16 protein-coding genes are annotated in these 13,386 nt (G+C 69.5%); 10 read left to right on the forward strand and 6 right to left on the reverse strand.

The window, feature by feature from the left end:
• Nucleotides 1–42 precede the first annotated feature (42 nt).
• Nucleotides 43–687 carry a TetR/AcrR family transcriptional regulator gene (locus DFR69_RS12895; RefSeq protein ID WP_244198231.1) on the forward strand — a complete coding sequence of 215 codons (645 nt, stop codon included), beginning with the start codon at nucleotides 43–45 and terminating at the stop codon, nucleotides 685–687.
• Nucleotides 688–786: 99 nt separating this feature from the next.
• Here the strand turns inward: DFR69_RS12895 and DFR69_RS12900 are convergent, their stop codons facing one another.
• On the reverse strand, nucleotides 787–1,668 hold the full coding sequence (locus DFR69_RS12900; RefSeq protein WP_110037760.1) for an NAD(P)-dependent oxidoreductase: 882 nt from the start codon (nucleotides 1,666–1,668) through the stop codon (nucleotides 787–789).
• 144 nt (nucleotides 1,669–1,812) lie between these two features.
• Here DFR69_RS12900 and DFR69_RS12905 point away from each other — a divergent pair, with 144 nt between their 5' ends.
• Nucleotides 1,813–2,190, forward strand: a complete 378-nt coding sequence (locus DFR69_RS12905; protein ID WP_110037761.1) for a winged helix-turn-helix transcriptional regulator — start codon at nucleotides 1,813–1,815, stop codon at nucleotides 2,188–2,190.
• A gap of 4 nt (nucleotides 2,191–2,194) precedes the next feature.
• On the opposite strand, the gene DFR69_RS12910 is transcribed toward DFR69_RS12905, so the two are convergent.
• Nucleotides 2,195–3,319 carry a glycerate kinase gene (locus DFR69_RS12910; protein ID WP_110037762.1) on the reverse strand — a complete coding sequence of 375 codons (1,125 nt, stop codon included), beginning with the start codon at nucleotides 3,317–3,319 and terminating at the stop codon, nucleotides 2,195–2,197.
• A 33-nt stretch (nucleotides 3,320–3,352) separates the two neighbouring features.
• Between DFR69_RS12910 and DFR69_RS12915 the strand changes: the two genes are divergently transcribed.
• Entirely contained in the window at nucleotides 3,353–3,664 is a 312-nt protein-coding gene (locus DFR69_RS12915) for a GNAT family N-acetyltransferase (protein ID WP_110037763.1), read from the forward strand.
• Here DFR69_RS12915 and DFR69_RS12920 read toward each other — a convergent pair.
• Nucleotides 3,658–4,407 (reverse strand): lysophospholipid acyltransferase family protein, encoded by a 750-nt coding sequence (locus tag DFR69_RS12920; protein WP_110037764.1) that lies wholly within the window; start codon nucleotides 4,405–4,407, stop codon nucleotides 3,658–3,660. The genes DFR69_RS12915 and DFR69_RS12920 overlap by 7 nt on opposite strands.
• A 106-nt stretch (nucleotides 4,408–4,513) precedes the next feature.
• On the opposite strand from DFR69_RS12920, the gene DFR69_RS12925 reads away from it, so the two are divergent.
• The 3 genes from DFR69_RS12925 to DFR69_RS12935 all read left to right on the forward strand — a co-directional run bounded on the left by DFR69_RS12925 (nucleotide 4,514) and on the right by DFR69_RS12935 (nucleotide 6,423).
• Nucleotides 4,514–5,155 carry a YqgE/AlgH family protein gene (locus tag DFR69_RS12925; protein ID WP_110037765.1) on the forward strand — a complete coding sequence of 214 codons (642 nt, stop codon included), beginning with the start codon at nucleotides 4,514–4,516 and terminating at the stop codon, nucleotides 5,153–5,155.
• A gap of 69 nt (nucleotides 5,156–5,224) precedes the next feature.
• On the forward strand, nucleotides 5,225–5,734 hold the full coding sequence (locus tag DFR69_RS12930; RefSeq protein WP_110037766.1) for a sigma-70 family RNA polymerase sigma factor: 510 nt from the start codon (nucleotides 5,225–5,227) through the stop codon (nucleotides 5,732–5,734).
• Nucleotides 5,731–6,423, forward strand: coding sequence for a zf-HC2 domain-containing protein (locus DFR69_RS12935; RefSeq protein WP_110037767.1), 693 nt, complete (start codon nucleotides 5,731–5,733; stop codon nucleotides 6,421–6,423). The genes DFR69_RS12930 and DFR69_RS12935 overlap by 4 nt, the downstream gene beginning before the upstream one ends.
• 54 nt (nucleotides 6,424–6,477) lie before the next feature.
• On the opposite strand, the gene DFR69_RS12940 is transcribed toward DFR69_RS12935, so the two are convergent.
• From DFR69_RS12940 to DFR69_RS12950, 3 genes are all read right to left on the reverse strand, one after another.
• Nucleotides 6,478–7,257 carry an ABC transporter permease gene (locus DFR69_RS12940; RefSeq protein ID WP_110037768.1) on the reverse strand — a complete coding sequence of 260 codons (780 nt, stop codon included), beginning with the start codon at nucleotides 7,255–7,257 and terminating at the stop codon, nucleotides 6,478–6,480.
• Nucleotides 7,254–8,213: an ATP-binding cassette domain-containing protein gene (locus tag DFR69_RS12945; RefSeq protein WP_110037769.1), complete on the reverse strand. Its 960-nt coding sequence runs from the start codon at nucleotides 8,211–8,213 to the stop codon at nucleotides 7,254–7,256. Before DFR69_RS12945 ends, DFR69_RS12940 begins: the two co-directional genes overlap by 4 nt.
• A gap of 116 nt (nucleotides 8,214–8,329) precedes the next feature.
• Nucleotides 8,330–8,857: an EXLDI protein gene (locus tag DFR69_RS12950; protein ID WP_110037770.1), complete on the reverse strand. Its 528-nt coding sequence runs from the start codon at nucleotides 8,855–8,857 to the stop codon at nucleotides 8,330–8,332.
• Nucleotides 8,858–9,009: 152 nt separating this feature from the next.
• On the opposite strand from DFR69_RS12950, the gene DFR69_RS12955 reads away from it, so the two are divergent.
• Genes DFR69_RS12955 through DFR69_RS12970 form a run of 4 tightly spaced genes read left to right on the forward strand, consistent with a single transcriptional unit; the run spans nucleotide 9,010 to nucleotide 13,380 of the window.
• On the forward strand, nucleotides 9,010–10,686 hold the full coding sequence (locus DFR69_RS12955; RefSeq protein ID WP_110037771.1) for a thiamine pyrophosphate-binding protein: 1,677 nt from the start codon (nucleotides 9,010–9,012) through the stop codon (nucleotides 10,684–10,686).
• Nucleotides 10,683–11,342, forward strand: a complete 660-nt coding sequence (locus tag DFR69_RS12960) for an SRPBCC family protein (RefSeq protein WP_110037772.1) — start codon at nucleotides 10,683–10,685, stop codon at nucleotides 11,340–11,342. The genes DFR69_RS12955 and DFR69_RS12960 overlap by 4 nt, the downstream gene beginning before the upstream one ends.
• A 2-nt stretch (nucleotides 11,343–11,344) precedes the next feature.
• A complete protein-coding gene (locus DFR69_RS12965) occupies nucleotides 11,345–12,358 on the forward strand; it encodes a 3-oxoacyl-ACP synthase III family protein (protein ID WP_110037773.1) in 1,014 nt (337 codons plus the stop codon).
• Nucleotides 12,355–13,380: a pyridoxal phosphate-dependent aminotransferase gene (locus DFR69_RS12970; protein WP_167456256.1), complete on the forward strand. Its 1,026-nt coding sequence runs from the start codon at nucleotides 12,355–12,357 to the stop codon at nucleotides 13,378–13,380. The genes DFR69_RS12965 and DFR69_RS12970 overlap by 4 nt, the downstream gene beginning before the upstream one ends.
• Nucleotides 13,381–13,386 lie beyond the last annotated feature (6 nt).

Below are 13,386 nucleotides of genomic sequence, written 5' to 3' on the forward strand. Positions count from 1 at the left end.
TTTATAGTATGAGCATACTACCTTAGATAGTACAGGCATACTATGGATCCGGAAGTTCTGCCCACCACACCAAGGAGCGAGCCGGTGCCACGATTGGTCGACCACGAATTGCGGCGGCGGCAGATCACCGACGCGGTCCGAAGACTCATCGTCCGCGGCGGCCTGGACGTGGTCACCTTCCAATCGGTCGCTGCCGAAGCGGGCTTTTCGGTGAGCCTGGTGCAGTACTACTGCGGAACGAAGAAGGACCTCCTGCTCGCGACCCACCGATCGGTCATGGAGAACGTCGGCACCCGATTCGCGCAGCGACGGGCAGAAATAGGCGAGGACCTGACGCCCCGAGAAGCCATCCGCGCAGTACTGACCGAACTCCTACCTCTCGACGACCAACGTCAGGAGGAAACCATCGTTCTCGGAGTCTTCGGCACGGCATCGGTCACCGGCCAGGGCATCACGCCCGAAGAAACACTCACAGCCTCACGACTTCTGGTCTCCATCCTCGCAGACCAACTCGAGCGGGCGCCGCGCCTCGAACCGTCGGTGACCCGGATCGACCTCGTCGCCGAGCTCATCGCGGCCGCCATAGCTGGGATATCCCAGGGCATAATCCAAGGCCACGGGACGCCCGACCAGGCACTCGAACTCGTTGACCAGCAACTCGACCTCATCCTCGGAAAACAACGCTGACGTCCACCCTGGTCGTTGTCGACAACGGGCCAACATGACACCGAGATGCCCGAGGACGAACCGCCCGGCAGCCGATGCCGGGCGGTTTCGTTCGTGTCGTCAGCGCTGCCCGTCGCGGATCAGCTCGAAGGTGGAGACCGCCTTGCCGCCGGCCTCGCTGGCGGCGATGGCCTTGCGCCAGTACGACTGGGCCAGGTGCGAGAAACCCGCGTCGACGCCGACTTCCTCGCTGGCGTCGATGATGTGCTGCGCGCCCGCGTCCATCATCTTGAGGCTGGCCAGGTCGGCCCAGCCGCCCGCCGCGTTGGCCTTGGAGAACTCGGTCATGAAGTGCGGGAAGGCTTCGCTCGCGCGGATCGCGAACGGGACGAACCCGGTGACGTCGTGACCGGACTTCGCGATGACCGCCGTGGCCTGGTCGAAGGCGAGCAGCCAGGGGTGGAAGATGGTCAGCAGGGCCTGGTAGTAGATCTGAGCCAGGCCGTCGTCCTCGCCCAGGTACTCCTGTGGGCTCAGCGGGCGCAGCAGCTCGGCGTGCGCGTCGAACACCGCCTTCGGGCCGCTGTAGAAGATGTAGGAGGCGGGGTGCACGAGGTTGTCGCCCGCCGACATCACGCCGCCGGAGAGGAACTCGGCGCCGCGCTCGCGGACCCAGGCCGCGCCCGCCCGCGCCTTCTCCGGCGAATCGGAGGACAGGTTGGCGATCACCTTGCCCGCCAACGCTTCCGGCGCCTGGCCGAGGACGTCGTACATGGCGGCGTAGTGGGTCAGGCTCAGCACCGACACCTCGTTGGCGGCCAGCGCCTCGGCGACCGTTTCGGCGCGCTTGGCGCCGAGCGCCACCATGGCGTCGACCTTGGCGGTGCTGCGGTTCCACACCGTCACCTCGACGCCGGCGTCCAGGAAGGCGCGCACCATGGCCTGGCCCATCGGGCCGAGGCCGAGCACGGAGACGGAGCGGGGGGTGTTCTGCTCGGACATGGGGTGTCCCTTCGGTTCTCGTTGCTTTGCTGGTTCGGCGCCGAGATCCATGGTGGTCGCGTCGGTATCGTCGGGGAAGACCGAACGTCGACGTGCGGTTGCTTACCCAGAGGTTCGAAATGCGGTCAGAAGGGTGCCCCGAAGATGAGCAGTGACGTAGATCACGATGTGTGCGGCATGAGTTTGGCCATCGACGTCGTCGGCGGCAAGTGGCGACTGCACCTGATGTGGGTGCTCGGCGACGGCCCGCAGCGGTTCGGGCAGATCCGGCGGATGCTCGACGGCGTCAGCGAGAAGGTGCTCGCCGAGAACCTGCGGCACCTGGAGAGCACCGGCGTGGTGCACCGCGAGATCTATCCCGAGATCCCGCCGCGCGTCGAGTACTCGCTGACGCCGCTCGGCGAGACCCTGCGCCAGGCGCTGGTCCCGCTCGAACAGTGGGGTGACGCCCACCGCGCGGAACTGTCCGCCCCGGCCCCGGTGCCCGCGCCGCCGCGCCCGGCCACCAGCATCGCGATCTGAGCCGCTACCAGCGTTCCGCCGCGATGCGCTCACCGACGCGCTCGAGCAGCGCGGCCGCGTGCGCGATCGACAGGCCGGGGTCGGGTTCGAGGTCGCTCAGGGCGTAGCACCCGGCGAACCCCGCGGCCCGGATCTCCCCGGGCGACAACAGCGTCCGCCCCACCGCCGCGACCACCGGGACACCGGCCGCCTTGGCCGCCGCGGCGACGCCGACCGGCGCCTTGCCGTGCATGCTCTGGTGATCCAGCGAGCCCTCCCCGGTCACCACCAGCGCGGCGCCGCCCACCAGATCGGGGAATTCCAGCAGCTCGAGCAGCACGTCGATGCCGCTGCGCACCTGGGCGCCGAGCACGGCCAGCACGCCGAAGCCGGTGCCGCCCGCCGCGCCAGCGCCGCCGATCTCGGCGTAGCCGGTGCCGAGCACGGCCGCCCAGTTGGTGAGCGCGGCTTCCAGCGCGAGCATCTGCTTGGGCCCCGCACCCTTCTGCGGCGCGAACACCGCGACGGCGCCCGCGGGCCCGAGCAGCGGATTGTCCACATCGCAGGCGAGGGTGAAGCTGGTCCGCGCAATCGCCGGATGCAGCCCCGCCCGATCGACCGAGGCCACCCTGCCGAGCAGGGTCACGACATCGCTGGTCGCGCCGTCCAATTCGGCACCGTCGTGATCGAGCAGCCGCAGCCCGAGGGCGCGCAGCAAGCCGGAACCGCCGTCGGTGGAGGCGCTGCCGCCGAGTCCGAGCACGATCTCCTCGGCCCCGTTGTCGAGCGCGTGCGCGATGACGACGCCGAGGCCGTAGGTGTTCGCGCGCAGCGGGTCGAGCCTGCCGCGCAGTTTCGCCGCGCCGACAGCGGCGGCCAGCTCGACGACAGCGGTCCGCTCGTGCACGGCGTACACCGCGCGCGACGGCTCGCCCACCGGGCCGGGGGCCGCCACCTCCACCCGCCGCCAGCCGGCCGCGACGAACGCGTCGACCATTCCGTCGCCGCCGTCGGCGACCGGCACGCAGCGCACGTCGGCGGCGGGATCGGCGCGCCGGATCCCGGCCGCCAGGGCCGTGGCGACCTCGGGCGCGGTGAGGGAACCCTTGAACTTGTCCGGGGCGAGCACCACACGTGGTCCATCGGTCATCCCGACATTGTCCCCTTCCAGTAGTTTCGACGCATGGCGACCGAGGTCCGGAAAAATGCCGCGCTCGAGCGGTTCGAACTCACGGCCGACGGGGTGCCCGCCGGTTACATCGAGTATCAGGACACCGGGGCCGAACGCGCCCTCGTGCACACCGAGGTCTTTCCCCGATTCGAGGGCAAGGGCCTGGCGAACGTGCTGGTCAAGCATGCCTTGGACGCCAGCCGCGGCGAAGGATTCGAGGTGCTGCCGCTGTGTCCGGTGGTCCTGCACTTCATCACGACCCACCCCGATTACATCGCACTGGTGCCGCAACGGGCCAGGGCCCTGTTCGGATTGCCTCAGTAGCCGGCGACGGCGGCGTCGACGGCGAGCTGTAGTTCCTCCTTGACGAGGCGGGCGATGTCGCCGGGCCGCTGCGGCAGCTCGAGCACCGGCGCGCGGAAGTGGAAGAGCGCCGAGCGCACCTGCTCGGCGGTGGGTTCCAGGTGCGGGCCGTAGCTCATCGCCAGCGCCACCAGCGCGGGCGGCGCGTCCAGCTTGGCCGCGCGGAAGGCGATGTGCCCGATGCCGCTGCCGACGGCCTGCACCTTCGTCGGATCGGCGTCGTTGCAGGTGCCCTCGGGGAAGATCGCCAGGTGGTCACCGGCGGCCAGCCGCTGCGCGCACACGTCCATCATGCGCTGACCGGCGGCGTTGACCGCTCGAATGCCGTGGTCCTTGCCGCGGAAGACCGGGATCCCGCCCATCATGTCGACCTTGCGGCGCTGCTCCACGTCGAGGAACAGTTCGTCCTTGGCCAGCACCCGCACCCGCCCGATCTTCGTGCGCAGCGGGGAGCGCCATGCCGTCGCCGCGACGGTGTACGGGTCGCTGGTGGAGAGGTGGTTGATGGCGTAGATCACCGGGCGGCCGCTGCGGAGCAGGGCCTTCAACTGCTGTTTCGCACCCTCGGCGAAGCTCACGCGCGGCCGGAAACGGCGGGCCAGCACGGCATAGGACGCCAGCGCCTTCCAGCGATTCTGCTGATGTCGCAGGTAGTAGTCGTACACGGCGTCGCTGTCTTCGAGCAGAACCTCGGGCGAGTGCATGCCGCGACCCTACCGGGCGCGCCCGCGGCCGGTCGGAGGAGAAATTTTCCGGTTCCGAGCCCTCGCCGGGGAGCGCGCGACGCCTGTCCAGTGCGATGATGGCTCGGTGGCACCACGCGGAGACGACCCGGACGAGCGCCGGACTCGCGACGGGCACGGCGATGACCGGCGGCGCGGGCAACCCGCGGTGGGCGTGCGCGCCGGCAACCTGCTGGTGTCGGCGATCGACCTGGTGGAACCGACCTTCCGGCGAACCGTGGTGTACGTCATCGAGCACAACGACGCGGGCAGTCTCGGCGTGGTCCTGAACCGGCCGAGCGAGACGCCGGTGCACGATGTGCTGCCCGCGTGGAGCGCGCTGGCCGCCGCGCCGACCGACCTGTACATCGGCGGACCGGTCAAACGCGACGCCGCGCTGTGCCTCGGCACGCTGCGCACCGGGGCCGACATCTCCGGCGTCCGCGGGCTGCGGCGGGTCGACGGCCGGGTGGTGCTCGTCGACCTGGACGCCGATCCGGCCGAGATCGGGCCGCTCGTGGAGGGCATCCGGATCTTCGCCGGGTACGCGGGCTGGTCGATGGGTCAGCTCGACGGCGAACTCGACAACGACGACTGGGTCGTGGTCTCGGCGCTGCCCTCGGACCCGCTCGCCACCGACCAGCACGATCTGTGGGCGGCCGTGCTGCGCCGTCAGCCGCTGCCGCTGGCCCTCCTCGCCACGCATCCGATTGAACTCGAGCGCAACTGACCCCGTTACTCCTTCGAACAGGCAGGAGTGACACCCATGAATATCGACGAGCAGTGAGCACGGCCGCCGATGGACGACGGTCGCGACGAACTGATGCGCGCACTCTACGCCGAGCACGCGCCCGCCCTGTGGCGTTTCACCCTCGGCATCACCCACGATCCGGGCCGGGCCGAGGACATCGTCCAGGAGACGCTGCTGCGGGCCTGGCAGCGGCCCGCGGTACTGGAACAGACCGAGACCTCGCCGCGCGCATGGCTGTTCACCGTGGCGCGTAACCTCGCCGTCGACGAACACCGCAGCGCCCGCCACCGCCGCGAGTTCGGCACCGACACGCCACCGGAGCAGGTGAGTCCCGATCAGTCCGACCGGGCGCTGGACGGCTGGCTGGTCGCCGACGCGCTCAGCACGCTGAGCCCGGATCACCGCGAGGTGATCGTGCGCGCCTACTATCGCGGGCTCGGCATGCAGCAGATCGCCGACGAGCTCGGCATTCCGCCGGGCACCGTGAAATCCCGGCTGCACTACGGCATGCGCGCGATGCGCCTGGCCTTACAGGAGATGGGGGTGACCAACAGATGACCGATCTCGCCGACGAGTACAGCACCTGGGACGCCGCCTACGTGCTCGGTTCCCTCGGCGCCGCCGAGCGCCGCGAATTCGAAGCCCATCTGCGCGACTGCCCGCACTGCCAGAACGCCGTCGCGGAGCTGGCCGGGCTGCCCGGCATGCTCGCGCTGGTCGACCGCGACACGGCGCTGTCGATGATCGAATCCACGGAGCAAGGGCCGCCCCCCGATCTGCTTCCGTCCCTGGCCGCGGCGGCCGCGAAACGCAGGCGGCGCACCCGCTGGCTCGGCATCGGCAGCGCGGTGGCCGCGGTCGCGGCGACGGTGGCGATCGCCGTGCCGGTGACGATGACGGTCGCCAGGTCCGATTCCCCCGCCGAACAGGTTGTCGCCCAGCAGCAGATGCGCGCGGTCGAGCAGACCCCCATCACCGCCGAGGTGAAACTGGTCCGCGACGGCGACCGCACCCGCCTGGTGATGACCTGCCGCTACGGCGGCGTCGACTACGGCTACGGCGCCGCGTACGACTACGGCCTCGTCGTCACCGTGGACGGGCAGCGAATGCCGTTGGACCAGTGGCCCGCAGGGCCGGGCACCGAACTCACCGTCGACCGCACGATCGATGCCGCACCGGAATCGATCGACGCGGTCGAGATCACGTCGGTGGATTCCGGGCGCACCGTCCTGGTCGCGCAGGTCTGAACGCCGACGATCCGGTCACCCCGCGCGGGGTGACCGGATCGCTGTGCCGGGTGATCAGTCGGCTTGCTTGCGGAAGATGGACTTGGACCACAGGTAGCCGCCGCCCGCGATCACCGCGCACCAGGCCAGCGAGACCCAGCCGTTGACGCCGATCTCGGTGCCCATCAGCAGCCCGCGCAGCGTCTCGGTGATGGGGGTGAAGGGCTGGTACTCGGCGAACTGGCGCAGGCCGATCGGCATGGTGTCGGTGGCGACGAGGCCGCTGCCGAGGAACGGCATCATCACGATCGGAAACGGTGCGTTGCTGGCACTTTCGGGGTTCGGCGAGAGCAGGCCGAGCGCGATGGCCAGCCAGGCGAAGGCGAAGGTCACCAGCATGAGCAGGCCGAGCGCGGCCACCCACTCGACCACGTTGGCACTCGGCCGGAAGCCGATCAGCAGCGCGACACCGGTCATCACGGCCATGCCGCCGAGCGCCTGGATGAGCGTGCCGATGACGTGCCCGGTGAGCATCGAGGACTGCGAGATCGCCATCACCCGAAAGCGATTCACGATGCCCTTGCTCTTGTCGGTGGCGATGGAGACCGCCACCGAGACCGTCATGTACGCGGGCAGCAACAGCAGCATGCCCGGCGCCAGATAATCGATGTACTCGCCGCCGGAGGACTTCTCCAGTGCCCCACCGAAAACGAAGTTGAACACCAGCAGCAGAACGGTCGGCATGATGAGGATGCCGAACACCATGCTGGGGTAGCGCTTGGCGTGGATGATGTTGCGCCGCAACATCGTCATCGTGTCCGCGAGCGCGTGATTGGAAGCGGTCAGAGTGCTCATGCCAGGGACTCCTGCTCGGTGGTGGCGCGGCCGGTGAGGGTGAGGAAGACGTCGTCGAGGTTCGGGGTGTGCACGGAGATGCCGCCGGCTTCGATGTGCTCGGCATCGAGCAGGTCGAGCACCGCGCGCAGCGAGCGCACGCCGCCGTCGCTCGGCACGGCGAGGGTGAGCCCGTCGCCGCCGTCGAGTACGCGCGCGGCCGAGCCGAATGCGTACTGCGCGGCGGCCATGGCCTGCTGATCGGCGAAGTCGATGCGGATGTGCCCGCCGGGGATCAGGCGCTTGAGCTCGGCGGCGGTGCCCTCGGCGACGATGCTGCCGTGGTCGAGCACCGCGATGCGGTCGGCCAGCTGGTCGGCCTCCTCGAGGTACTGGGTGGTGAGGAAGACGGTGACGCCGCGGTCGTCGACCAGGGTGCGGATGATGTCCCAGATGGCGCGGCGGCTGCGCGGGTCGAGGCCGGTGGTCGGCTCGTCGAGGAAGATCACCCGCGGGTCGCCGACCAGGGTCATGGCCAGGTCGAGCCGTCGGGTCATGCCGCCGGAGTAGGTGCTCGCGGGCTTGTCGGCCGCCTCGATCAGGTCGAAGCGGTCGAGCAGTTCGGCTGCCAGGCGGCTGGTCTCGCGCCGGGGCAGATGGTTGAGATCGCCCATCAGGTGCAGGTTCTCGCGGCCGGTCAGCAGTTCGTCGACGGCGGCGAACTGCCCGGTGACGCCGATCAGCTCGCGCACCCCGTCCCGGGCGGTCACCACATCGTGCCCGCCGACGGTGATCTCCCCGCCATCGGCGCCGATCAGCGTGGTGAGGATCTGCACGGTGGTGGTCTTGCCCGCGCCGTTGGGGCCGAGGAGGGAGAAGATCGTGCCCTCGGCGACGGTGAGGTCGATGCCGTCGAGGACCGTGTGTTCGCCGTAGGCCTTGCGCAGGCCGCGTGCGGTGATGGCCGAGTTGACCATGGTCGTCCCTTTCCAGAGAATTGCATTCATAGCTGCGAATAAGTGCATGAGTTACCCACACGGCCCCTCCGGGGCCGCGGTGCTCGGTTGTCGGTGTGTGGTTGTCGCGTGAGGAGCTAGATGTCGAGCTCCTCGATCTGCGGATGCGAGTAGATGTCTTCGACCTTGCGGTACAGCTTGTCCGGGACGCGGCCCTTCAGTGCCGCGACGTCGTCGAGGATCTCGTACTCGTAGTCGCCCCAGTCCCAGGGCCGGTCGCCGATGCCGAACATCCGGCGCCAGTACTTCCAGTCCTTCATGTCACCGGCGGCCTCGCCGGTCGGGTAGTCCTTCCACAGCGCCGTGTGCGTATGCAGCACGAGCTTGCCCTTGCGGCTGCGGTAGACCTTCTGGTCGAGAACGCGCTCGTCGCCGACATCGCGCCACTCGCCCAGCAGGGAGCCCTGGAAGCGCACCTGCCGCACACCGTCGCGCCCCACCTGCAGGACGATCTCGTCGAACCCCGCCTGGCGGCCTTCCTCCAGGTCGATGAAGCGACGCAGCGCGGTGACGACCGCGCCGGACAGATTCCCGCCGACGAGTTCCTGTGCGCGCTGGAACAGCGACAGGTCGTCGTCGGAAACGTAGATCGTCTTGTTCGGCATGAACTCACTATACGTAGATGTATACGTACAAGCAAGAGGGGATCTTCACCGGACCGGTGAACCGTCCTCGGCGCGTCCCCGTATCACTCGTGTACGGACGATCCGTCCGTCGGTGTCCGCTGGACACGGCGGACGTGTCAGGAGGAGGGCCGATGCCGGGCCGAGTGGTCGACTATCTGGTGGACATGATCGCCGAGCTGGGGATCACCCATCTCTTCGGGGTCGACGGCGCCAATATCGAAGACGTCTACGACGCGATCTTCGACGCGAACGGGCCGGTGGGCATCGTCGCCAAACACGAGTTCTCCGCGGCCACCATGGCCGACGGATACGCCCGCAGCACCGGTGGGGTGGGCGTCGTCGTCGCCACCTCCGGCGGCGGGGCGATGAACCTGGTGGCCGGGCTCGCCGAGTCGTACACCTCACGGGTACCCGTCCTCGCGTTGATCGGGCAGCCGCCGACCGGCCTGGAAGGACATGGCGCGTTTCAGGATTCGAGCGGGCTCGCCGAATCCATCGACGCGACAGCGCTGTTCGCGACCGTCAGCCGGTACTGCGCGCGGGTCGAGGACCCCGCCGAGCTGCCGGAGCGGTTCGCGGCCGCCGTGGCCGCCGCGAAGGAAGGCGGACCGGCCGTTCTGCTGCTGCCCAAAGACGTTCAGCAGCGATCCATGCCGGCCGATCTTGTCCCGCGGACAGCCTCGGCCCGCACCACCGACAGACCTCCGTCGACCGGTGCGCTCGGCGACGAGCTCACCGCCGCCCGGCGCACCGGCAAGATCGTGATCATCGCCGGTGACCAGGTCGCGCGCGACGACGCCCGCGCCGAACTGGCCGAACTCGTCGCCGCGCTCGACGCCTCGATCGGCCTCGCACCCGACGCCAAGGACGTGTACCCGAACACCGGGCCCGGCTACTGCGGTGTCGCGGGCAGCATGGGCCATGCCGAACTGATCGAGGCGCTGCGCTCGGCCAGCGCCTGCCTGCTGGTCGGCACCCGGCTGCCGGTCACCGCCCGCGCCGGCCTCGACGCGCTGCTCACCGAGCTGCCGGTGCTCAGTATCGGGGTGCTGCCGCCGTATCCCGCGGCCCGCCACGTCGACGGGCCCGACCTCGCCGCGTCCATCGCCGACCTGCTCACGCGGATCGACACCGCCCCGGCCCGCGGCGAGGCGGCGGCCCACCTCACGCCGATGCCGGTGCCGCCGGCCGACGGTCCCGGCCTGCGGTACCGCGCGGTCGTCGAGGCCATTCAACGCGAACTTCCCAGCGGCGCGGATATTTTCGCCGACGCGGGTAACACCGGAGCGGCCGTGGTGCATTACCTACGGGTGCCCGAGGGCGGACGATTCGTCGTCGCCCTCGGGATGGGCGGCATGGGATACGCCTTCGGCGCGGGCATCGGGTCCGCGTTCGCCCGCAGGCACGCCGCCGACGGTCCGCATCGCACGATCGTGATCGCCGGCGACGGTTCGTTCTACATGCACGGGATGGAGCTGCACACCGCGGTCGAACACGACCTGCCCGTCACCTTCGTGGTGTTCAACAACAACGCGCACGCCATGTGCGTCACCAGAGAACAGCTCTACTACCGAGACCGATACAGCTTCAACAGGTTCCGCACCGCGCGGCTCGGCCCCGGCATCGCCGCCATGTTCCCCGGCCTGCCCTCGCGCACCGTCGCCGAACCCGCCGAACTCGCCGAAGCCCTGCGCGACAGCGTCGCCGCCACCGGCCCGGCGTTTCTCGAAATCCTGTGCGACCCCGACGAGATCCCGCCGTTCCTGCCCTTTCTGTCGACCATCGACGCCTCGAGGAGTACACCGTGACAACCAGTGCCCTGCCCGCCCTCAGCGACATCCCCGACGAGGTGATTCCCGGCGTCCTGCGGATCGAGAACTCCGACAGGGAGGCCACGACACCGATCATCATGGACATGCTGCGGTCGGTGTACCCGCACGATCAGATCTACGGCGACTACTGCCCGGTGCAGACCTACATCGCCGCGCCGCCGCGCGAGGTCTTCGAGTACCTCGCCGACACCCGCTCGCTCGAGGAGTGGACCTACAGCCTGCGCGGATTCACCGAGACCGAGGAGCCGGGGCTGTGGCTGTCCTACGACCGGCTCGGCGATACGACCAAGTGCTACACCAGAACCGTCGCCAACGCCGACGCCATGACCGTGGACTATCACTGCGCCTGGGACCAGTCCGAGCACCTGTGGATGATCTACCTGATGCGTGTGGTCGACGCGAAGCTGGTGTTCGACAAGCCCGGCTCGGTGGTGCTGTGGGTGAACTGCAAGCACCCCTTCTACGACGAGAACGGGTATCCGGAGACCGCGCCGCCCAAGCGGCCGGTGTGGGTGGGCGACTTCTGGGAGATGTTCTCCGCCGGACACCAGCTCGAGCTGGACAACCTCAAGGCCATCTGTGAATACCGCGCGGCGAACGGGCTGCCGATCAAGCCGGAGTGGATGCGATGAACATGCCGACCGTCAGCCTCATCGATGTCGCGAGCTACCTGCCCGGCGATCCCGTCCCGACCGAGTACTTCACCCAGTTCTCCCGTTCCGACCGGATGGCCAAGAACGTGATGTTCCGGTCCCCCACCGGCCGTCATCACATCTCCCGCGACGAAACGGCCGTCGACATGGCCGAACGCGCGTTCGCGCCGCTGCGGGAACGGCACGGCGACGGCCTCGCCGGCGAGATCGACATCATCATCACCCACACCCAGCTCCCCGACAATCCGGTGCTCGGCGCCGGGCCGGAGCTGGCGCGCAGGCTCGGCGCGAAGCCCGCGCACGTGCTCGACGTGCACAACGGCGGCTGCGCGGCGTTCGTGCACATGATGTCGCTGGCGCGGATGATCATGGCCACCAGCGACGCCCGCACGGCGCTGATCGTCGCCGCCCAGAACTGCGCGGGCCCGGTGTTCACCCAGCCCGAGATCCGCAAGCTCGCGCAGGCGCCGGTGCCCGGCGACGGTTGCGGAATCGGCCTGCTGCGCAGGGACGACTCGGCGCCGATCCTCGACATCGAATGCCGCACCTACCCCGAATTCGCCGGTGACATGGACTTCTCCACCAACGGTCCGCGCAAGTACTGGGAACCGGGCGAGGGCCAGGGCTGCGTGAGCTTCACCGAATCGAAGATCACCAAGGTGTTCGCGCGCGGCAACCGCCTCGTGCCCGAGGTGGCGCTGGCGGTGTGCGACCACATCGGGGTGAAGGGGCGCGACATCGACACCTTCGTCACCAACCAGCCCAACCGGCTGTTCCTGCGCAACTGGCACGACGCGCTCGAACTGCCCGCCGAACGGCATCCCGACACCTTCGACCGGTGCGGAAACCTGTTCGCCGCGGGCATTCCCGTCACCCTGGATGTGGAGAACCGGGCCGGGCGGCTGCGCAACGGGTCGGTGGTGCTGCTGTCGGCGTTCGCGCACGCGGGTGATTTCGCCGGCGCCGCCGCCGTGCGCTGGGGCGCGGCGCGATGACCGTGCGGTTGGCGGAACCGTCGGTCCCCTCCCGGCGGTTCCACGGCACGGCCGCCCTGTTCGACCTGTCCCTCAGCGAGAACCCCTTTCCGCCTTTGCCTTCCGTGGTCGCGGCCGTACGGGACACGCTCGCCTCGGCGAACAGGTATCCGGAATTCCTGCCGGAGCGGCTGCCACGGCTCATCGCCGAGCGGCTCGGCGTGCTCGCCGACGAGGTGGTGGTCGGCGCCGGGGCCACCGGCGTCGCGATGCAGATCCTGCGTGCGCTTGCCGGCGGCGAGATCGTCAGCAGCACACCGACGTTCGACGGATATCCGATCATGGCGGAGATGGCGGGAATGCCGCTGGTGTCGGTGCCGCTCGACCCCGCGGGCCAGCAGGACCTGGCCGCCCTCCGCCGCGCGGTGCACCGGCGGACCGCGCTGGTCGTGCTGTGCCGTCCGCACAACCCGACCGGAACGGTGCTCGACGCGGCGGCGGTGCGCGGCTTCCTCGCCGCGATTCCGCGGCGGGTGCCGGTGCTGCTCGACGAGGCCTACGCCGAGTTCCTCGACCCGGCCGATCGCCTCGATGTCGACGGACTGCTGCGTCGGCACGCGAATCTGCTCGTGCTGCGCACCTTTTCGAAGGCGTACGGGCTGGCGGGGTTGCGTATCGGGTATTGCGTGGGACGCGGTGAGCTGATCGCCAGGGTGCGCGGGCAGCAGCTGCCCTTCGGAACACCCGCTGCGGCGGCCGCGGCCGTCCGGGCCTGCTACGCGGCCGACGACGAACTCCGCGCCAGGGTGGGCCATATCCGGCGGGAGCGCGAGGAACTGCGCATGTCGCTGCGCGCCTGCTGGATCGACGCTCCCGTCAGCCAGGCCAACTTCCTCTACCTCCCAGGTCCTGGCGTGGCCACTGCCCTGCGGCGGGCGGGGATCAAGGCCAAGCCCTATCCCGACGGCAGCGCCCGCATCACCGTCGGTGACCCGACCGCCGGGCTCGCCGTGCACACGGCCCTCGCCGGTCTACGCGGCTGAGGGGAC

The organism is Nocardia neocaledoniensis (assembly GCF_003182135.1).
GTDB classification, from domain to species: domain Bacteria; phylum Actinomycetota; class Actinomycetes; order Mycobacteriales; family Mycobacteriaceae; genus Nocardia; species Nocardia neocaledoniensis.